The 21,290-nt window shown below is 44.9% G+C and carries 16 protein-coding genes; 4 read left to right on the top strand and 12 right to left on the bottom strand.

Going from position 1 to position 21,290, the window contains the following annotated elements:
- Window positions 1–106: 106 nt before the first annotated feature.
- The 4 genes from AC1DP6_RS07535 to AC1DP6_RS07520 all read right to left on the bottom strand — a co-directional run bounded on the left by AC1DP6_RS07535 (window position 107) and on the right by AC1DP6_RS07520 (window position 2,797).
- Window positions 107–1,072, bottom strand: coding sequence for a phosphatidylinositol-specific phospholipase C (locus tag AC1DP6_RS07535; protein ID WP_477054268.1), 966 nt, complete (start codon window positions 1,070–1,072; stop codon window positions 107–109).
- 181 nt (window positions 1,073–1,253) lie between these two features.
- Window positions 1,254–2,093, bottom strand: a complete 840-nt coding sequence (locus tag AC1DP6_RS07530; RefSeq protein ID WP_477054267.1) for a sigma-70 family RNA polymerase sigma factor — start codon at window positions 2,091–2,093, stop codon at window positions 1,254–1,256.
- A gap of 15 nt (window positions 2,094–2,108) precedes the next feature.
- Complete coding sequence (locus AC1DP6_RS07525; RefSeq protein WP_477054266.1) at window positions 2,109–2,330, bottom strand: hypothetical protein; 222 nt, start codon at window positions 2,328–2,330, stop codon at window positions 2,109–2,111.
- 8 nt (window positions 2,331–2,338) lie between these two features.
- Entirely contained in the window at window positions 2,339–2,797 is a 459-nt protein-coding gene (locus AC1DP6_RS07520; RefSeq protein ID WP_477023231.1) for a carboxymuconolactone decarboxylase family protein, read from the bottom strand.
- Between the two features lie 260 nt (window positions 2,798–3,057).
- Here AC1DP6_RS07520 and AC1DP6_RS07515 point away from each other — a divergent pair, with 260 nt between their 5' ends.
- Both AC1DP6_RS07515 and AC1DP6_RS07510 read left to right on the top strand, forming a co-directional pair.
- Window positions 3,058–4,887, top strand: a complete 1,830-nt coding sequence (locus AC1DP6_RS07515) for a glycoside hydrolase family 9 protein (protein WP_477054265.1) — start codon at window positions 3,058–3,060, stop codon at window positions 4,885–4,887.
- A 95-nt stretch (window positions 4,888–4,982) separates the two neighbouring features.
- Window positions 4,983–5,855 carry an alpha/beta hydrolase gene (locus AC1DP6_RS07510; protein WP_477054264.1) on the top strand — a complete coding sequence of 291 codons (873 nt, stop codon included), beginning with the start codon at window positions 4,983–4,985 and terminating at the stop codon, window positions 5,853–5,855.
- A 7-nt stretch (window positions 5,856–5,862) separates the two neighbouring features.
- On the opposite strand, the gene AC1DP6_RS07505 is transcribed toward AC1DP6_RS07510, so the two are convergent.
- The 3 genes from AC1DP6_RS07505 to AC1DP6_RS07495 all read right to left on the bottom strand — a co-directional run bounded on the left by AC1DP6_RS07505 (window position 5,863) and on the right by AC1DP6_RS07495 (window position 8,480).
- Window positions 5,863–6,966, bottom strand: a complete 1,104-nt coding sequence (locus tag AC1DP6_RS07505) for an acyltransferase family protein (protein ID WP_477054263.1) — start codon at window positions 6,964–6,966, stop codon at window positions 5,863–5,865.
- A 100-nt stretch (window positions 6,967–7,066) separates the two neighbouring features.
- Complete coding sequence (locus AC1DP6_RS07500) at window positions 7,067–7,606, bottom strand: GNAT family N-acetyltransferase (RefSeq protein ID WP_477054262.1); 540 nt, start codon at window positions 7,604–7,606, stop codon at window positions 7,067–7,069.
- A gap of 58 nt (window positions 7,607–7,664) precedes the next feature.
- Window positions 7,665–8,480, bottom strand: a complete 816-nt coding sequence (locus tag AC1DP6_RS07495; RefSeq protein WP_477054261.1) for a DUF6597 domain-containing transcriptional factor — start codon at window positions 8,478–8,480, stop codon at window positions 7,665–7,667.
- An 82-nt stretch (window positions 8,481–8,562) separates the two neighbouring features.
- Here AC1DP6_RS07495 and AC1DP6_RS07490 point away from each other — a divergent pair, with 82 nt between their 5' ends.
- The gene (locus tag AC1DP6_RS07490; RefSeq protein WP_477054260.1) at window positions 8,563–9,477 is read left to right on the top strand and encodes an SAM hydrolase/SAM-dependent halogenase family protein; all 915 of its coding nucleotides are present in this window, start codon (window positions 8,563–8,565) and stop codon (window positions 9,475–9,477) included.
- A 10-nt stretch (window positions 9,478–9,487) separates the two neighbouring features.
- Window positions 9,488–12,004, top strand: coding sequence for a TonB-dependent receptor plug domain-containing protein (locus AC1DP6_RS07485; protein WP_477054259.1), 2,517 nt, complete (start codon window positions 9,488–9,490; stop codon window positions 12,002–12,004).
- Here the strand turns inward: AC1DP6_RS07485 and AC1DP6_RS07480 are convergent.
- From AC1DP6_RS07480 to AC1DP6_RS07460, 5 genes are all read right to left on the bottom strand, one after another.
- On the bottom strand, window positions 12,001–12,639 hold the full coding sequence (locus tag AC1DP6_RS07480; protein WP_477054258.1) for a hypothetical protein: 639 nt from the start codon (window positions 12,637–12,639) through the stop codon (window positions 12,001–12,003). The genes AC1DP6_RS07485 and AC1DP6_RS07480 overlap by 4 nt on opposite strands.
- A gap of 240 nt (window positions 12,640–12,879) precedes the next feature.
- Entirely contained in the window at window positions 12,880–14,685 is a 1,806-nt protein-coding gene (locus AC1DP6_RS07475; protein WP_477054257.1) for a glycoside hydrolase family 35 protein, read from the bottom strand.
- On the bottom strand, window positions 14,685–16,199 hold the full coding sequence (locus AC1DP6_RS07470; RefSeq protein WP_477054256.1) for a glycoside hydrolase family 30 protein: 1,515 nt from the start codon (window positions 16,197–16,199) through the stop codon (window positions 14,685–14,687). Before AC1DP6_RS07470 ends, AC1DP6_RS07475 begins: the two co-directional genes overlap by 1 nt.
- Before the next feature lie 181 nt (window positions 16,200–16,380).
- Entirely contained in the window at window positions 16,381–18,054 is a 1,674-nt protein-coding gene (locus AC1DP6_RS07465; protein WP_477054255.1) for a RagB/SusD family nutrient uptake outer membrane protein, read from the bottom strand.
- Between the two features lie 18 nt (window positions 18,055–18,072).
- Window positions 18,073–21,195: a SusC/RagA family TonB-linked outer membrane protein gene (locus AC1DP6_RS07460; RefSeq protein WP_477054254.1), complete on the bottom strand. Its 3,123-nt coding sequence runs from the start codon at window positions 21,193–21,195 to the stop codon at window positions 18,073–18,075.
- Window positions 21,196–21,290 lie beyond the last annotated feature (95 nt).

The following is a 21,290-nucleotide window of genomic DNA, read 5'->3' as shown; positions in this document are numbered from 1 at the left end:
GTTTTATAATTAGGATACCTTATAAGTGTGTTATATCAACAATTAAAAAAATATGGTCATCAACATGATGACCATATTTTTTTAAAATAGCAAATTACTTTCTACCCTAGAAATTCGTATTAATAATCAACGTATTCCTGTCTGCTGCGGCAAAATCCATTGGAAGAATCCCGTACCTGCCATGTGTATTAGTGGTGAAGTAAGTATTGATCCGTGGATTAATATTATTGGAAACAGTGGTAATACTTGGAATACCAAAGATCAATGATTTATAACCACTGGTGAAGTTGATGTACAATACTGACTGGCTACCATTTTTGGCCTCAGTTAATAAATTAGTGATGCCGGTCCATTTAGCATTATTGTCAGGAACTACATATTGATCCTGTACACGTAAACTGGAGTTGGCGTTGTTGATAGAGAAGGTGGTATTATCGGACCAGTTAGTTGCTTCAATACCTTTAGGTGTACTGGAAGCGCCGAATCTTCTCAGCAGTACAATTTTACCTCGTACCTGGCCAAGGTTAGGCACCGCATCACCTAGGTACCATTTTGATGGTTGCAGTGCGGTGTAGCTGTCAAATGTTTGTTCAAATGAGCGGGTGTTGTTGGTAGGATCATATTCCTCTTTCACGCACATCACAATGGTTTCTGTAGGATTGGCGGCGAGGAAGTCATAACAGGCGGTTAATACATCTGTGAAGTTTAGGTTCTGATAAATAGAACCGTGGTGGATAGCAAAAGCATCTCCAATGTGACGGCATCTGATGTCGAGGAAACGGGTACCTGCATCCAGTTGTTCACGGATGCTGAGATTCTGACATTTGGCAGTACCGCCAATGGGCTCATTTCGGGCGCCGCTATCATGCGTACCTGGAATAGATAAATTGCTGATATTGGTATTGTCGGCAATAGATCCCATCCATGCGGTGAGCGATACGGTGAGCGTGTTGGCAGTGAGGCTGTTTTTTCCTGTTTCAATGCCGGTATTGGCAGTTGGGTTTACCAGGTCTTTTTTACAACCAAAAAGGGAGAACGCGGCCAGGGCCAGAAAAAGGGTTTTCTGCTTCATAGTGGAAAATGTTTATACTTAAAAATACACCGGAAAATCGTTTTTGCATCGCAGTGAAAATTAAATATCGGTTAATAGTGAAGAGAGATATTAACCGCAAAAGGACATCAATGTTGACGACCGGGAGAAACATGATCACGTTGCGGGTGGAGACAGTTTTGCTGCTCCACCCATCACTGTTTTATTTTACCGAAAAAGATTTCAGCTTGTCCGGGTCTACCACATTGCTGACCTGGAATATCTTCCCATCTTCCGCTGACACACTCAATATCTGACAGGCCACCAGTGCGGTGTCATTGTAATACAGCAACGCAGGCTGGTGATTGATTTCGGCCGTTTCTACCCTGAAGCCCGAGTCATATTTCTCATAAATATAGAGTAACAGTTCCGCCACTTCCTGCAAGCCAATAGAAATCTTTTTCACTACGCTCATCTTGCTACCGCCATCTGCAAAGAAGGTAACATCGCGGGAGAGCAGGTTTTCAAGGGCATGTGTATCCCGGCTCCTGATAGCATGAATAAAATTGTTCAGCATATCGGATGGAACTACTTTCCGGTTGGTAGCGGGTTGCCGCGATTCGTTTAGTCTTGTACGTGCCCTGCTCAGCAGCTTCCGGGATCCTTCTGTGGTGATAGCCAGTACTTCCGCAATTTCTTCGTGCGAATAGCCAAAACTCTCTTTCAGAATAAATACGGCCCGCTCTTTTGGATTGAGTTGCTCCAGTAACACCAGCATAGAATAGGACGCAATATCATGCAGATTGATATTAGTATCTGCTCCTTCTGTAGCTACCGGCTCGGGTAGCCACACATCTCCCAGCTTTACCTGCTTTTTCTTTTGCTTGATATTGAGGGCCTGGTTAATCACACTTTTAATCAGGTAGTTCTTCTCATTTTCTATGCCCTCCCTGGAAGCTGCCAGGTAATTGTATAATACATCCTGAATGGCATCCTTAGCATCTTCAACAGCCCCTAAGATATTATAGGCGTACGGAAATAATATAGTCTGATAATCTTTCACCACAGATGATTTAGGTTATTTGAACCAGCCCGATAAGAGGCGGGTATATAAGGGCACAATAATATAGAATACTGTTGGAACTATAATGATTGTCAATATAAATGTTCTTAATACCAGCGGCAGCAACATCAACAGGTCGCCGAATAAATAGAATGTAAGGGTGATCAGGGGAAAAATGGCCAGCCAGATAATGAAGGCCATTTTATGTTGATTGTTTTTATTGGAATGTGTCATCATGTATATGTTTAAAACTGTCCTACTTTATAATTACCGGGTGTAGTGCGAAATGCTTTGTTAATCCTGTTCCATGCATTGATCTGAGCAATAGCTACTGTCAGATCGGCTATTTCAGCCTTGGTAAATAAGCCGGATAAAGTGGTATACAATTCGTCACTTACTTCTTCCCGGCTGGTGTTCGTCAGCACTTCAGCGAGGGCCAGTGCAGCTCTTTCTTTATCGCTGTAGTACGGACATTCTCTCCAGGCCACTAATGAATGCAGACGCAGCTCTGTTTCTCCCATGTGGATGGATTCTTTATGATGTGCATCCAGGCAATAGGCGCAACCATTGATCTGGGATATTCTGTATTTCATCAGCTCCAGCAATTTCAGGTCGGCCCCTGATTTTTTGAAGTAAAATTCTGTCTTCATTAATCCGTCAAAAAGCCCTTTGGTCGTATCCTGATAAGAAATTCTCTGTTCCATTTGGTGTCGTTTTTATTTTTTAATTGATGTGTTACGGTAATAAGACAGAACACAGGAGCAAAACGTGACAGGATAGCCTGTTTTTTTTCAAAAAACGTGACGGGTTGTTTTTAACTAATTGATAATTAATAATTTATTGCTAATTATTTTTAGTCGCAATCGCCCCTTCATCCATGTAATATTTGAGGATCTTAATGTCTGATTGATTATTTTAGGGAGATATTACTATCACAAACCTTATCTCCTTACAATTATCCATCATGAAATTTTCCATACGCATTGCATCCTTCCTGTTGCTATTGCTACCAGGACTAATAGTTGCCCAGCCCATTAAAGTACTCATCAATCATATCGGTTATGAATACAATCAGCCTAAGCAAGCTATTGTGATTGCCGAAACAAAAGCACCCATTAATAGTTTTGAACTGCTGGAAACGGCAACAGGGAAAAAAGTATACGAAGGAAAAGTCACTTACAGCGGTCCGGTGAGTCAATGGAAACACTGGCTGTTCTGGACCATCGATTTCAGCGCATTTAAAACGACCGGGAACTACCTGGTACGCATCAACGTAGCTGGTAAGTCAGTATCTTCCTATCCTTTCTCTATTAATAAAAACGTACTGGAACAGGCTACCATCTCGGATGTTATCTATTACTTTAAAGGACAAAGAAGCTCCGGGCTGTTGGATCAGGCAGATCATCACCTGCTGCTATCCGGTAAAACAACAGATACCATAGACGCCCACGGAGGTTGGTATGATGCGACCGGTGACTACGGTAAACATCTTTCTCACCTGTCTTTTTCCACCTATTTTAACCCACAGCAGATTTCCCTTACTGTGTGGAGTTTGCTGAAAACGGAAGCCTTATTAAAACAAAAGCCAGGTACCGATTACCGGCAATATCTCCGGAGAATACTCGACGAAGCGATGTATGGCGCTGATTACCTGGTGCGGCTGAAAGCGCCCAATGGTTCCTTTTACCGTTCTGTACACGCTCCGGGCGCGGGCAAGCAGGCGAAAGACCGCGTGATCCGTGAAGAAGATAAAGGCTATCGCATTAAACAATCAAAAGACCAGGCTTTCAGCAGCACCGTGGAAAACAGTAGCTGGCGTAGCTACCAGTCCAGTTACCGCTCAGGAGCGGGCCTCTCTATTGCGGCACTGGCCATTGCTTCCACTTATGATACCTCCGGTGAATACACTAATGCTATTTATCTAAAAACAGCAGAAGATGCTTTTGCCTTCCTGGAAAAGGAAAACAGCAAAATGACCAATGATGGTAAAGAGAATATTGTAGATGATTATTGCGCATTGAGTGCTGCAACGGAATTGTACAAGGCCACAAAGAAACCCGGATACCTGGCTGCTGCCGGCAAAAGAGCGCAGCAATTGATGGACCGGCTGATCACCAGTGGCAAATATGCCAATTATTTCCGGGCAGATGATAAAGACAGACCTTTCTTTCATCCGTCAGATGCCGGTTTACCCGTGATCAGCTTATTGAACTTTTATCCGTTGGCGCCGGCTGATGTGCAATCCCGGTTAAAAGAAACGATCCGCAAATATATGCAGTATGAACTGGCACTAACGGCAGAAGTAAATAATCCGTTTGGCTACAGCCGGCAGTACACAGAAGATACGGCCGGGATCAGGAAAACGACTTTCTTCTTCCCGCATGGTAGTGAGGCATCTCCCTGGTGGCAGGGTGAAAATGCAAGACTGGGCTCTATTGCCGCTGCCGCCAGAATGGCCGCGCATTTCTTTGAAGCAGACAAACCCCTGCACGACAGTCTGGAAACGCTGGCACTCAACCAGCTCAACTGGATCCTGGGACTCAACCCCTATGATGCCTGTATGTTACAGGGTAGTGGTCATAATAATCCCGCCTACGGCTTCTTTGGCACATTTGAATATACCAATGCGCCGGGTGGAATTGTAAACGGTATCACCTCCGGACTGGAGAATGAAGCAGATATTGATTTCAATCTTTCCTACGCCAGTACCGGGAAAGACTACGACTGGCGCTGGGCTGAACAGTGGCTACCACATGCTGCCTGGTACCTGCTGGCGGTGGCAGAAAAATGGTGAAGCAATTGTTAATCATTTTACTTTCTGAATTCTAAAACAGACTTGGGGGCTAAAAATTTTTCTTTTGACAGATAATTCAACATAATTATCTGCGCATGAAAAAGCTTTTAGCCCTTCTTGTTTTTCCGCTGGCACTATTTGTTAGCCGTTTAAAAGCCCAGGAAATATTACCTCTATACAAAGATTCTATTCCCAACAGTATAGGCAAAACAGCTCCCGCAGATGCACCTACTATTTCTATTTATAAACCGGAAAAGCCCAATGGGACAGCCGTGATCATCTTTCCCGGCGGCGCCTATGCTTTCCTCGCCTTCGATGAAGAAGGTATTAAAATAGCAGAAGCATTTAAAACCAAAGGGGTGACGGCCTTCGTGGTTAAATACAGACTGCCTTCAGACGCCACCATGCGCGATAAAAGCATGGGGCCCTTACAGGATGCCCAGCAGGCGATTAAACTGGTAAGGATGAATGCCGATAAGTGGGGGCTGGATAAGAGTAAGATAGGTATTGCCGGTTATTCCGCCGGTGGGCACTTAGCGTCCACGCTGGGAACCCATAGTGCCAGAAGCTATATTCCCAATAAAGAAAATACGAACCTGCGCCCGGATTTTATGATCCTGGTATATCCTGTTATCAGCATGAACAAAGACCTCGCTCATGTAGGTTCAAAAATCAACCTGATCGGAGAGTCTCCTACCGCAGAAAAAATTGCGTTCTTTTCCAATGAGGAATGGGTCAACAATAATACACCACCCGCTTATATTACACATGCCAACGATGATATGGTGGTAAGTGTCGATAACAGTGTAGCCTTCTATCAGGCCATGCTGAAGGGGGGAATTCCTGCAGAACTGCACCTGTTTCCCACAGGCAACCACGGATTTACCCAACGGTTACCCATATACGAATGGCTGGATCCTATGATCTGGTGGATGAAAAGAGGGGGCTGGTTACCCAATACCCCCTGATATTGAGTCATGGCATAGCAGCGTGAACAGGAGGTTGTTGTACAGGTGGCTTGGAATGCAGCAGCTTTATCAATGGGCGTTCTACCTTCAGATAGAAAAAAATGCCCGCTCCCACTGCCAGCACCATATGCACCAATATGGAAAGATCCGGATTCCAGAAGAAGCCAGTTTGTATATACACCTGTGTCAATACGTAAAAGAGTGTGTAGTGGGTTAAATAAATAGAATAAGACGCATCCCCTACCAGGAGACCAAAGCGGTTGTTCCATAGTCTGGCAAATACTCCTTTCTTTTCCAGGAAAATACTGCCGGCCAAAATAAATGCACTGGGCAATCCCCACAGCAATACCCGTTTCAAACTACCGGTACCACTGGTTACACTGCTTAATTCTGAAATGTCTCCAAAACCATAAATGATATTATAAACATATCCTGCCAGGCCCAGTATCAGCAGTAGCGCGGCCACCCCGGTAGCCACTCTGGCATGCCGGTACAGCCAGTAAATAATTACACCAAAGAGAAACTCCAGCATAATTGGATTGGTATAGAATATCAGCCTGAAATCAGTAGGATGTAAAAGCCGGCCTATAACTACCAGCGTGGGAATAACAAGTAACAGCAATAATGCCTTATTTTTTACACGGCATAAAATCAGCAGGAAAAACAACACGTAGAACCACCACTCATAACTGAGTGACCAACCCACTATCAAAATAGGTCCCAGCCACTTCTGCGAGTTCAACACCGGTAACATCAACGCTGTATCTCTCAAGCCATTTAATACCGCTATCACAGGAAAGAACTTATCAAACAAACAAAACATCACCATGAACAGCAAACTGGCCACATAATAAATAGGATTGATTCTTAAAAAACGCTTCTTCAGAAAATCAACACCTTCTTTTGCTCCAAAATAGCTGTTCGCCACGTAACTGATGATAAAACCAGATATCCCAAAAAACAGGTCCACACCTATGGCGCCAAAGTTTTCCAGGAAATAAAATTTTTGCTGATGAGATACAGAAAAGGCTTCCTGAGTATCAATAGCATGTACGTGTACAACGAGAATGACTGCTATCGCGCGTAAGAACTGTATGCTGTTAATCTTCATAAATGGGATACTGATTTTGAGGGTAAAGGGTTGGCTCCTTATTAGTGTACAGCAAGTTAATGCAGCCCGCTGTAACTACACCTCAGTCAGTATGGCCCGCTCAGTAACGTTGTGCCCACTCTTCCCGGCTGATCTTAAACCAGTTATGAAGCACCTGGTCGAGATGAAAAGTTTCCTGCATTTTAAATCCGGTTTTTTCCAACACCCGGTTGGAGCCGATATTCTCTACGTCTGCACAGGCATAAATAACATCCGGATTCAATTGATTAAATCCATAGTTCAGTGAAGCGATGGTGCATTCAGTGGCATAGCCCCTGCCCCAGTATTTTTTTATAAACCGATAACCCAGATCATAGTAATTTACATGGTTGTTAAATGGTGTGGTGATCAGCTTTAATCCAGCCCAACCCACAAAATTGTTGGTATCTTTTTCAATGACTGCCCATCTTCCAATACCATTCTCTTTGTATTGCTGCCGGATAAAATTGATTTTTTCACGGGCTTCTTCCATGGTGGTAATGAGCTGGTTGGCTAGGTACCGCTGCACTTCCGGGTCTGAGTCCAGCTCAAACATGCCGGGGGCATCGGCCGGAATCAATTCTCTCAGAATCAATCGGGCGGTAGATACAAATATCTCCATACAGTCTTTTTCTTTATTTACGGCCCAATTTAAAGGAACCCGCCGATAAGACAAACACCTATTTGGCCATCAACAGAAAATTAGCCGTTACTTCAGAAGATTTTTTTTGATACTGATAAGGGGAGAAGCCTGCAAACTCTTTGAAGGCGCGTATGTAGTGGGATTGGTCGGCATAATCGTTTTCGAAAGCAATATCAGATAGCTTGCTGTAATTGTTGCTCCTCAACTGCGCTAATGAATTTTGAAAACGGCATATCCGGGAAAATAATTTGGGAGAGATGCCTACGCCCTGTTTGAACCGGCGCTCAAAACTTCTTTCCGTTAACTGCAATTGTTCCTGCAGATCTTTTAACGAAATGCTGCCGTTGGATTGTATAATACGGGATAACGCAAACTGTGTGATATCATCTGCTGCCCCCTCGTTTTTGTTGATCTGGTTAAACAAAAATGCTGCGATTACATCAATTTTTCCCGCCATAGAAGTGGTATCAGATAATTTCTCAGCGAGATAAAAATCTTTGGAAGCTTCCAGTAAATCCAGATCTAAACAGGTATTGGTCAGTTCATCCGCATTTAATCCGAAAATAGATTTCAATGCATTGGGATAACAACAAACGCCTATGGAACAAAAAATACCTGTTAAATGTAATTCTGTGTACCTGGTCGTCTGACCGTACAACAATAGATCCGGCAATTGTTTATTGTCCAGGAAAAAAGTACTGTTGGGTGATTGCTGAAAAATTAATCCGGGACAGCCATCGGCTACAGGCCCGAATATATGAGGTATATGTTCGGTACCACTACTCTCCAGTGTCCAGAAATAACGGACATGGTTTTTAAGATAAGATGGTGGTGGTAGTTCCTGGTACTTCATTATAAAGGTAATCTTACCTTCAAGGTAAGAATTTTTACTGATTTCCTAATAATCTACTAAATTTGTAGACTAACTAACACCCATGAGAAAAGACTTACACCGTTTTATCAGCAGCCTGGTACTCGTTTTGGTGACCAGCTATGGATTTGCTCAAAACAAGATTGTGGTTTTCCAATCCGACTTCGGCCTGAAAGATGGTGCCGTTTCCGCCATGAAGGGCGTGGCTTCCGGCGTTTCATTCGACCTGAAACTATATGACCTTACACACGAAATACCCGCCTATAATATCTGGGAAGCAGCTTATCGGCTGGAACAAACGGTGCCCTACTGGCCGGCAGGAACCGTGTTTGTATCYGTGGTAGATCCTGGGGTAGGTACCAGCCGGAAATCAGTGGTCCTGAAAACAAATAGTGGTCATTTTATCGTGACACCAGATAATGGCACCCTGACGCTCGTGGCCAAATCACTCGGCATTGCAGAAATACGGCAAATTGACGAAGCCGTGAACCGCCGTAAAGATTCCCAGAAATCATACACTTTCCATGGCAGGGATGTATATGCTTATACTGCTGCAAGACTGGCAGCTGGCACCATCAGCTACGAACAGGTAGGTCCCGTATTGCCCAAAGAGGTGGTAAACATTCCTTACCAGACAGCCGTTCTGGAAGGTGGAAAGCTGAAAGGAAACATTTCCATCCTGGATGTACAGTATGGTAACATCTGGACGAATATCACCGCGGATTTAATAAGTCAGTTGCAACTGAAATACGGCGATGTACTGCACGTAACTTTCTTCCATAAGGGTAAAAAAGTATACGAAACCAACGCTCCGTACAGCCAAACCTTTGGCGCAGTAGCAGAAGGCCAGCCATTGAGCTACCTCAACAGCTTAATGCAATTGTCGTTTGCCCTCAATATGGGCGATTTTGCAGCTACGCATCATATTGGAAGTGGGAGTGAATGGAGTGTAGAGGTAACTGTTTCACGCAAACAATAACCAACGTCTGATGATAAAATTTTTATTCCCTGCCTCCTTACTTGTACTGGTCAGCGGTATTGCAGAAGCCCAAAAGGTAGCAGATACTATTCCTGCTCCTGCGGTGCGCACACTGAATGAAGTTGTAACGGTGGGTACCCGCAGCAGCGGCCGTATCCGCCTGAATACGGTGGCACCGGTAGATGTGTTTCACATCTCTAAATTACAGATCCTGGCCCCGCAAAATGACCTGAATCAATTGCTGCAATATATCTCTCCTTCCTTCAACTCCAACAGACAATCCTCCTCCGATGGAAGTGAGCATATTGATCCGGCCAGTATCCGGGGCCTTGGACCAGATCAGTTGCTGGTACTGATTAACGGGAAACGCCGTCATACTACCTCGCTTGTCAATAACCAGGGAACGGTAGGTAATGGCTCTGTAGGCACCGATTTGAATGCCATCCCCGCTTCAGCGATCGACCGGGTGGAAGTGCTGCGTGATGGCGCTTCTGCACAATACGGCTCGGATGCTATTGCAGGGGTGATCAACATTGTGCTGAAACAAAATACACATCAGCTGTTTGCTGCCGTAACGGGTGGCGTTACTTCCCGCGGGGATGGTGGCCTGGGGCAGCTAAGCCTGAACTATGGCACCAGCCTGGGCAAAAAGGGCGGCTACCTCAACATCAGCGGAGAAGCCTACCAGAGAGGCAAAACTACCCGGGCACAAAACAATAACCTGATCATCTTCGATCAGTCTGCCCTGGATAACTTTTTCTCCTACGATTTTACCAACGATCCTGCTGCCTCCCGGAAATATGACGATGACATGCTGAAACAGAAGGGATTGAAAAGAGATGATTTCAATTTCCAGATCGGCGATGCACAAATTAAAAATGGGGGTGTTTTCTATAATTTATCGCTGCCTTTTAACAATGGGAAAAGCGAATTCTATTCCTTCGGGGGCTATAGCTACCGGCAGGGACAAGGTTTCGGTTTCCGGCGTCTCCCAAGCGATCCTACGGTGAATGTATACTCCATTTTCCCGGACGGTTTTCAACCCACTACGGACTCCCGTATCCACGACCGGTCTATTGCAATAGGATTGAAACATAAGCTGGGCGCCTGGCAGGCAGACTTAAGCAATACCCTTGGCGATAACCGCTTCGATTACCGGGTAGATCATACAGTGAATGCTTCCCTGCAGGCTGCTTCTCCTACGGCGTTTAAAGCCGGCGGACATGAGTTCCTGCAAAATACAACTAACCTGGATTTCAGCCGCCGGTTTACACAGGTAGCAGCAAGCCTCAACCTGGCCTTTGGCGCCGAATTCAGGGTAGATGATTACCGCATCCGGGAAGGAGAAGAAGCTTCCTGGAAAAATTATGCACTGGTCACCAAACCCGATGGTACGGTCACCAATCCTTCCGGCCTGGCCGGTGGATCGCAATCTTTTACCGGTTTTTCTCCACTGAATGCGATTCATAAAAACAGGAATAATACAGGTATTTATATAGATGGGGAACTGGATGTGACCTCCAGATGGTTGGTCAGCGCCGCAGCGCGTCTGGAACATTACAGTGATTTTGGAACGGCACTCAGTGGTAAACTGGCTACCCGTTACAAAATATCAGACGTGTTTAACGTGCGGGGCGCCGTGAGCAATGGTTTCCGCGCACCTTCTTTACACCAGCAGTATTTCAGTGCGCTGAGTACGGATATCTTACCGGATAACACACTCGGACAATCCGGATTTTTTACCAATCAGAGCAATGTTGCAAAAGCATTGGGTATTCCTACATTAAAACAGGAAACGTCCGTTAACTACAGCCTTGGCTTTACTGCGCAGGCAGCCCGTAACTTCAGCATTTCAGTAGATGGTTACCTGACTAACATTAAAAACAGAATTGTACTCACCGGTAGCTTTGGATTTGATGCCAGTGGAGAGCCGGTACCAGCGATACAAAATATTATTAATCCGCTGGGCGCCACGTCTGCCCGCTTTTTCAGCAATGGCATAGATACCCGCACGGTAGGGATAGATGTGGTAGCAGACTACAATATCCATACAGGACCACATAGCTTTAATGCTTCACTGGGCTTCAACTACAACAAAAATAAGATTACCGGCGATCTGCATATTCCGGCAGGATTAAAAGGACAGGAGCAGATTTTCTTTTCTCCTAACGACAGTATCCTGATTACAGAAGGCACTCCCAGGGTAAAAGCGAATTTATCGCTCACCTATGGCTATAAGAAATTCAGTGTATTGTTGCGCAATGTATACTTCGGAGAGGTGTCACGTAATAGTTTTCCATTTGGAGAAGTACAGGTACACAAGGGAAAAGTAGTCACCGACCTGTCGCTCAGCTATGCCCTGAAACCAGTGGTGATCACTATCGGCGCCAATAATATCCTGGATGTTTTCCCGGATAAACAGGTATATGATAATAGTTATTTTGGTGTGTTTAAATATGCGTCCGTACAAATGGGCTCACTAGGCTCTTTTTACTTTGCCAGGGTAGCCATTAATATCAATCATTAAAAAGCATACATCACCGCAACGCCATAAATATCGGGCTGTCTTTTGCTCACACTTTTCATATAGGAAAACTTGATGTCAATACCTTCATGAGTGCGCTTAGACAGCTTGATACGCATACCCAGGTTGCCTATAGGGCCATAGGAGTTTTGCATGGTGGAATCCGTGTAGTGGTTACCGTTACGGTCCACATGCTCCAGGTTTACCGGGCCATAATGATAGCCAAAGCCACCACCCACAAAAAAGCCAAATTTGTTTTCATTGATCTTTGAAGAAAGTCCGCCAAAATTCAGGTTAATAATAACGGGGATATCTACCATCCATCGTCCTTTGGTTTGAGGCCCCCTATCATCATTATCATCATAATAGTAATAGTCATCGCCAACGTAGTAACCATCGGAGTCACCACCACTACCGCCGGAACCACCCACACTCAATGGAATGCCTACAGATACCGACATTTTTTTGGTTTCCATCAGGTTAAAACGGGGAGAGTAAGTAATAGCAGCACTCACAACATTTCTCATCCGGGAAGTATGATCAATGAAGGTGGATATACCTATTGCATGCATAAAACTTTGTGAAAAGCTGGTAACACCAGTGAGACAGGCAACAGCTAACAGCATGAACTTTTTCATATCGGGTAATTACGGGATGATCGGCTACAAAATAAACGGTAAGGCAATGGTGTGGAAATTGCAAAAATCGCTCCAAGAGTTATTGATGACGAAAGAACAGGCAAGCTGGCGAAAAAGGCAACGGCTAACAAAGCAAATTTTTTCATGGATAACGCGAAGGGTGGGTACCCTATAAAGATAAAAACAACAGCTATTGAAACGGACACCCCGCTCCAATAGCTGTTGCAAACTTTTCTTGTGTTACTGTATTACATCCAGTATAGGGTGATCTAATCCCTGTAATGTATTTGCACCAGGTTTGATCATTTCCAATACGGTAACCTTATTGGTGCCCGTTTTCAGCCATTCCGCCGGTACGTATAATGTTTGCTGCGGACCTACCTGCCAGTACCTGCCCAGGTGATGTCCGTTCACCCATACCACTCCCTTACCCCAATTTGTCATGTCCAGGTAGGTGTCGCCTACACTGTTCAATACAAAGCTGCCTTCTTTTAATACCGGTGCATCAGCATTAACAGTGCCTGCTTTTACAGCCGGTTGTTTATCATACGGTAGTTTAAACTGTTGCCAGTTATGTATGGCTTGGCCATTGAGTAATACCTCGCCGGTAATGCCTTTTTTATTTTTCAGGAGATAAGGACCAAAATTGATGCGTCCCAGGTTCTCCACCAGAATTTCCAGTGTTACCTTACCCGCCGGAAGTGTTACCACTGCGCTGTCCTGTGCTAAACGTCTGTCCAGTATCGCCGCTCTTTTACCATTAATAAATATCAGGCCATAATCACGGAGATCTTTTATTTTCAGCAATGCCTGCTTACCACCGGTAACGGTAGTACGATATAATACATATCCATATGCCTGCTGCAGATCCTCAAACGTTAACGGATCTACGCTTTTAACTGCTGGGGGTAAAGTATTGAATAACGCATTGCTATGGCTAAACGTAATGGAAGGTATCGTGATCACCGGTTTTTTAGCAGGCACCTCTGGTAATGTTTGCCCGGCTGGTAAATGCTTTGCAATCACTTCCCGGAATTTCATGAACTTCGGCGTGGCATTACCTGCTTCATCGAGCGGTGCATCATAATCGTAGCTGCTGATCTGTGGCTGGTAAGGACTTTGGTCGTTATAGTTGGCCCCATTCATGTAACCTCTGGTAGTGCCTCCATGAAACATATACATGTTGATGGAAATACCCGCCGCTAACACGCGATCTAATCTGCTCAGGTAATTTTCGTAAGGCACAGTATGGTGTTTTTCTCCCCAGGAATCGAACCAGGCAGGGTACCATTCTGCAATGTAGAAAGGCCCTTTACCATTGTGATTATCTCTCACCAGTTGTTTTACTTTTACCGGATCATCCACACCATTTACTGCGGGGAGCAAGCCAGGTAAATGTCCGTTGGCAACATCGTTGGCCGGATCACAGGTATACAGTAATCCGTCAAATCCTGCATCCACAAACATTTTACGGTTTATTTCCAGGTAGTCTTTGTCATTGGAATAAGAGCCATATTCATTTTCTATCTGCACCATCAGGATGTTACCACCATGATTTATTTGCAGGCCCGACAGGTGTTTACCTACTGCTTTAATATAATTATTATAAGCAGATAAATACTGTGGTTCTTTACTTCTTACCACCAGCTCTTTTTTATTCTGCAACCAGTAGGGGTATCCACCAAACTCCCATTCAGCACAGGCATACGGACTGGGACGTAATATCACCCACATCCCTTCTTCCTGTGCAATTTTTACAAATGCAGCCACATCATTGTTACCGGAAAAATCATAATGCCCCTGCTCAGGTTCATGCATGTTCCAGAATACATAGGTGCCGATGGTGTTCAATCCCATTGCTTTGGCCATCCTGATCCGGTCGCGCCACGACTCACGTGGTACACGCAGGTAGTGGATCTCCCCGGAAATCATCTGGAAAGGTTTTCCATCCAGCAGAAAGGCAGAGTCACCTAACTGAAAGGTATGCTGCGCCTTTAACTGGAAACAGCATAACAACATTAAAATAGCTAAACTAATTTTTTTCATCACTTATTTATTTTTCCTGTCAATGTTACTACAGAGCGGGGTGGCACAGAAAATGTGTTGCCGGAAACATAACCGGGTAGCAGGTTTTCCTGAGCATTGGTGGTATAACTGCGCATACTTTTGTTACGCAACTCTTTGCATTGAATAGCAATGGTGCTGGCGGTGGTGCCGCTGTTGATAACAATAATATCCACGCGGTTGTCCGTGTTTTTATAGGCAGATACTAAGATGTTTTTCGCGGCAGTACTATCGTTCAATTCCGCTACAATCCTTTTAGCACCGGGTCTTACAAAACGACTGTAGTTACCAAACACCCACAACATTTTAGTATCGTGAATTTGTCCATCTTTTTTATTTCTATCTACGTAAATGAGTCCGTCTTTATAATCATAGGGGGATACCGCCAGCCACCATTGCCATGCGGAGGCATTTGCTACGGTGAGATCTGTGTGGATGACCCGCGCCATATATAAAGCGGCATCCATACCCACGTCTGCTTTATTGCCGTCCATTTCCCCGGCATTATTACCCAGTATACAATATTCTGATTGCCAGAATGCTATCCCATTAAGTGCCGCCAGCACTTTTTTTCGTATAGCGGTAGCTGTATCTGCCGGCGAAGTAGTGAAGTAGCTATGTGCTGCTATCCCCTGGTAAATATTTTTATGATTCCCCAGATATGTAGCGCTATGCGGATCAAAAAATGCTTTTATCTGCATGCCTTTATCTGGTTTGTTTTCGCTGGAATATAAATAATTGAGCTGCCCCGCTTCTGTAAGCAGTATGCTGCTGGAAAGCTGATCTGCAGTGAATTTTTTATCAATCGCTTTTGCAAGTCCATATATCTGCTCATTGTTGTACGGACAACCTTCCTGTCCGCCATCGCTCCAGTCCCATTGCGGCTCATTCACCGGGCTGATATAGCCGAGCGTTACCCCGGTATTTTTTTGTACACCGCGTATCACATCTTTCAAAAAATTACTAACTGCTTCATATTTATCAGGGGCAAGATTACATTGGCCATGGTCTGCAAACGCTTTACCATTGATGGTAAATGCTATCGGCGGACTGTTCAGGAATCCTAAGAACCGGGTAACACCTCTTGCTTTAGCTGCCTGTAAAAACCATAATTGCCCCGCCTGTTTTTGCCAGTTGTAGCTATGATCCTCTCCCAGAAAACATTCTGCCCTGCGCCATTCATCTTTGATACCACTGCTTTCGCCTTGCTCGGCACTACCTGCGCCAATATTAAACCGCCACATGGATAGGCCTATTCCGCGGGGTTGTCCGCTGTTGCTGGTGTCTGTGCTAAACAGCCAATCAGCTATCTGCATTCTTTTACTGTCTGGCCAGTTACCAGTAAACTGACATGCCCAGGCATCCGAAGCGGCAAAGTTGTGAATGGTTTGCGCTGTATGTTGTAGGTCTATATGTATCTGTATGGGTGTACTGCTTTGTGATGCTGCTGCCTGTACCACACCGCACAGGAGCAGTGAGCAAATTACTTTTTTCATGTTCATTAATAAAGCGGTTTGGTTCACGCAAAGCCGCAAAGGAATATAACATCAAATGACGCAAGGCCGTAAAATAATAAAATACGGGTGGTTTTTTTTCGAAACTTGTTGACCGGTATTTTATCTCCATAGCCTGCTGTTTATTCCTTTGCAGCTTTAATTAAATGATACTATGGATAAATTAATAGCCAGGATTTTGCTCCAGCTTTTTGTTGGATGCCAGTATCTCTGCTCTTGGAATTGGCAGCCAGTAATTTTTATCACTAAACAACCTGCCTCCCAAAGCTACTTTCCTGGTGTACTTATATACACCAGGTGCAGTAACGCTGACGTCTATACCATAAGCGGGTACATTTTCTGTGGTATTGGCAATCTTCCATCTGCGCACATCATAAAAGCGGTGCTCTTCATATGCCAGCTCTACTTGTCTTTCCCGTTGTATAGCTGTCCGCATGTCCGCCTGAGACAGTCCTGGTGTCAGTACCGGTTGCATTACACTGGCGCGTCGTCTGATCTTATTGACGGCATCGTACACGGAAGCATCCGGCCCTACTGCTTCATTTTGTGCTTCTGCATAGTTCAGTAATACTTCTGCATAACGTAAATATATCCAGGGCTGTAATCCGGCTATATCCCAGGGATTATCAATAGGATTTTTATCATCCATAAATTTACGGAGATAGTAACCTGTTTTGGTCGCATTCCAGTTAGACGGACCATCTTTGCCGTCCTTGCCACCAGGGGAGAATGTTTGCACATTAGAACCTCTGTAAGGCGCGCCATTATAAAGGATAGTCGCATAGAAGCGGGCATCGCGGTTATCATATGGCTTTTGCGGATCGTAACCAGAGGTAGCATCTGTAATCGGTTTACCATTTTTCATTTCATAGGCATCTACCATATTCTGCAACGGTGTATTACCTGCCCATCCGCCGTAACCATTGGCGCCATTGGATATTTCCAGGCATACGTGACGTGCGCCTACGGCATACTGACGCGCAAAAATAACTTCATTGTTATCCGATTTCAGGAACAACTGGCTGTAATCATCTGTCAGAGAGTATTTGGACATGTCCATCACTACTTTGGCAGCAGCAGCGGCTGCCTGCCAGCTACCTACTTTATACAGAGGACTCGCCGCATATAACAACAGGCGTGCTTTCAATGCCAGCGCTGCACCCTGGGTAGCGCGGCCGGACTGCCAGGTACCGTCATTGTTTACCGGTAAATCTGCCGCGGCTGCCGTTAGTTCAGCAACTGCGTAATCCATAGACTCCTGCAGTGTAGCCCGTTTAAATAAAGCCGGATCGGTGAGATCACTGGTCAGATTGTACTCTTTATTACCCATCAGCACCACGCCACCATAGTTGCGGATCAGGTCATGGTAACGGTATGCACGGATAAAACGTAATTCTGCCAACAGCCTTTTACGTAAGGGAGCACTCATCACCACGCTGTCAATGTTATTGATGGCATAGTTGCATTCCCGGATACTGCGATAGCTTCTGCCCCAGATGGTACCCGCGATACCCGTATTTTCCGGCGCAAGTTGCCCCTGTTGAATCACCCAGGTATTGTCATCATTGTTATACATGGATTCGTCTGTAATAGAGCTCCATAGTGCATATTCAAATCCTCTGCCAAATCCCGGATTAGTTCCTTCTCCCTCTTTTTCCTGCATGGTGATACTCAGGTACCGGTTAAGAATATAATTTTCAAATAAGGAAGAATCAGACAGCACAGCGCTACTCAGTACACGATCTGTTGGTGTGATGTTCAGGTAATCCTTTTTGCAGGAAGTGAATAGTCCAGCGGCAACTAAAGCCAGATTGCATATTATATGAGACGTTTTCATTGCTTGATTTTTTACGGTTTAGAACTTAACATTTACACCAAGATTGATGATCCTTTGCTGCGGATAAAACTGCCCGCTGGCACTGTTACCCTCAGGATCATAGTCTTTTACTTTAGTAATGGTGAAAAGGTTAAATGCATTGGCATATACCCGAAGCGCGCCAATCTTGGCACGTGATAGCAGCGCCGCATGAATGGTATAACCCAGTGAAATATTCTTTAATCTCAGGAAAGAAGCATCGTTCAACCAGAAGGAATTATTGTAACGGCCACCATTAACAGAAGCAGACGCCCGTTCGTCTACCCTTGGATAGCTGCCATTAATATTGGTTGGGCTCCAGCGGTTATCTGCCCAACTGCTGTAAAAATTGCCGATAGTGCCGGATTCAGCTAATACATACTGACTTACATGACTTTGACCGGCAAACAGAATAGACAAATCGAAACCTTTGTAGTCTGCATTCAATATTAAGCCATAGGTGATCTCGGGAATGTTGCCGTATTTGGTTCTCACCGCGTCGTCTGCGTTGATAACACCGTCACCATTGTGATCTTCATAAATCAGGTCACCCAGTTGTGCACCTGGCAGGTGTTTGTATTTATTCAGATCTTCTGCTGTTCTGAAAATGCCGATGGTATTATACAATAGGTAAGTGTTCATTGGTCCGCCGGTTTGACGCTGATAGGATGGCAGTCCGGCAGCTTCATCAATGAACATGATTTTGTTTTTAGCATAGGTTATGTTACCGGAAATATTGTAGTGGAAACTGCCGCTGGTTGTATTATCATAGCCAAGCGTGGCTTCAATACCATTGCTGTTGACTTTACCGATATTTTCTGCAGGTACCAATGGCTTGTTCTTATCATACGGATTTACGATACCAGATGTTTGTGGCAGGGACGCATTCCGCTGGGTCAATATTTTAGAGCGCTTCTGTTGGAAGTAAATAAATTCCAGGTTGAAATGATCCAGGAAAATGGCATTCAACCCAAGGTCCATTTTTTTAGCAATCTCCCATGTAATATATGGATTGGCCAGTTTGGTCAAATCGATACCTGAATGAATTTGTCCGTTGAGTACGTACTGATTTATCAGCGAGTAGTTATCGAAATACTGGAATAAGCCTACATTATCATTGCCCAGCGAGCCGTAGGAGCCCCGTAATTTCAGGTCATTGATAAAAGTAACCGGTTTGAAAAACTCTTCTTTTGAGATGCGCCAGCCAGCAGACATGGAAGGGAAAAATCCATACTGGTTGCCGGGAGGAAAAGTAGAAGATCCATCCACACGTGCCTGTACTTCCAAGAGGTATTTTTCCCGGTAGTCGTAGGCAATACGCCCGAAATAACTTTTACGGGTAAAATTGTAGCTGCTGCCAGAGTTGTTTTTATCTGTAGCAGTAGATCCTCCCTGCGACAGCTCTGGTGTTTGAGGGGTCGGGAAATTCAAACGGGAAGCATTGAGGGTATCCAGCGTGTTTTTGCTTTGCTCATATCCCACAAAGGCACTTACATTATGCTGGCCAAAACGGCGGGCATAATTCAACTTGATGTTGGTGGTCAGCAAAGACACGTTCCGTTGTGATTCCGTCAGCGAGGCTTTGCCGGCGGAACCACCTACTACTGTTTGCACATAGGTTTGACTGGTTTTGTCAAACGTATATTCCTTATAAGGCGTGCTGAATGATTTGCCGAAGTTCCAGGATTTATCAGCTGATAAATAGCCATCCAACGATAATCCTTCCACACCAGGAATAGCATAGGAGCCTTTCAGAATACCATTAAATACCTGGGAGGGATTCCGGTTGATACCACCGGCGTCAGTGGCCTGCATCACCGGGTTATTGTTTTCTATACCAGTAGTAGGCAACCCATTTGGATACCTGTCCAGCACAGTGGGGTAGGCCCTGTAAATGCTGCGGAAAATGTCGCCGGCACCGGTGGTTGGAAATAGCCGGTCTTCCTGGCGTCCGGACAAATAGAGACTCACCTTCAATCTTTTCGTCACATCTGCATCTATATTAGACCGGAAATTATACTGGTCGTATTTGGTAACGCCGTTTTTATACAGTCCATTCTGTCCCAGCATACCAAGGGAAACGAAGTAGCGTACGTTTTCTCCGCCACCATTCACAGACAGGCTATGTTGGTTCTGTGTGGCCATTTTCTTCAGTGTAGCCTCCTGCCAGTTGGTGTTGGGGAAATTAACCGGATCAGATCCATCTTTGAATTTCTGCAACTGTGCATCGGTATAAACCTGGTTCATGCCGCCGGTAGGACTAACATAATATTGTATTTCATTCCTGATTTGTGCATAGGTGTATGCGTCTGCCATTTTGGGCAGGCGGGTAGGGGAAGAAAATCCCTGGTTAAAGCTATAGTTGATCACCGGTTTACCGGTTTTCCCTCTTTTAGTTGTTACCAGCATAACACCATTGGCAGCTCTGCTGCCATATACGGCTGCCGAGGCATCTTTCAGGATAGACACGCTTTCTATATCATTGGGATCCAGTCGTTCGAGTCCACCTATTTGACCGGGTACGCCGTCTACTACTACCAGCACATCATTGTTACCGGTGGTAGCCAGTCCACGGATGGTGATGTTGGAACCATCATATCCGGGTTCGCCGGAGCGGTTATTGGCAATCACCCCTGAAAAGCGGCCCGTCAGCGAGTTGGATATATTGGGCTGTGGGCTTTGTACCATATCGGCTCCCTTTATCACTGAGATAGATCCGGTGAGGGTGGCTTTCTTCTGTGTGCCATAACCTACTACCACTACCTCGTTCACAGTTTTACTGAGTGCCTCAAGGACTATTTTTAATGGCGTCCCGCTTTTTACCGGGATACTCAGGTCGTTATAAGCAATATGATTAAACAGGAGCGTGTCGCCGATAGCGGCCGCGATGGAAAATTTACCGTCGCCATCTGTAGATGTGCCAGCTGTTTTGTGCTTCACCCGGACAGTCACACCGGGAATTGCCTCCCCATCGGCAGTTACTTTGCCTGTAATCAGGGGTTGCTGTGCCTGCACATCAATCGCGAAAAACAACAGTAAAAGAAAACACAAACGGCCCAAAACAGGTTGGCTCCGTAATAGGACAAATAAAGAGAAGTCCGTTCCGGATAGAAGTCTTTTCATAACGCATTAATTTAAATGAATTGGAAGGTGGAATATTCTTTTGGTTGCAAGGAGGGTTAATACCCAGCCTTATGATATCCGCAATGTACTACCCC

Source organism: Chitinophaga sp. 01L420, from assembly GCF_056399985.1.
Note: the sequence above shows the minus strand (reverse complement) of the source record. Positions and strands in the feature narration are given on the sequence as shown.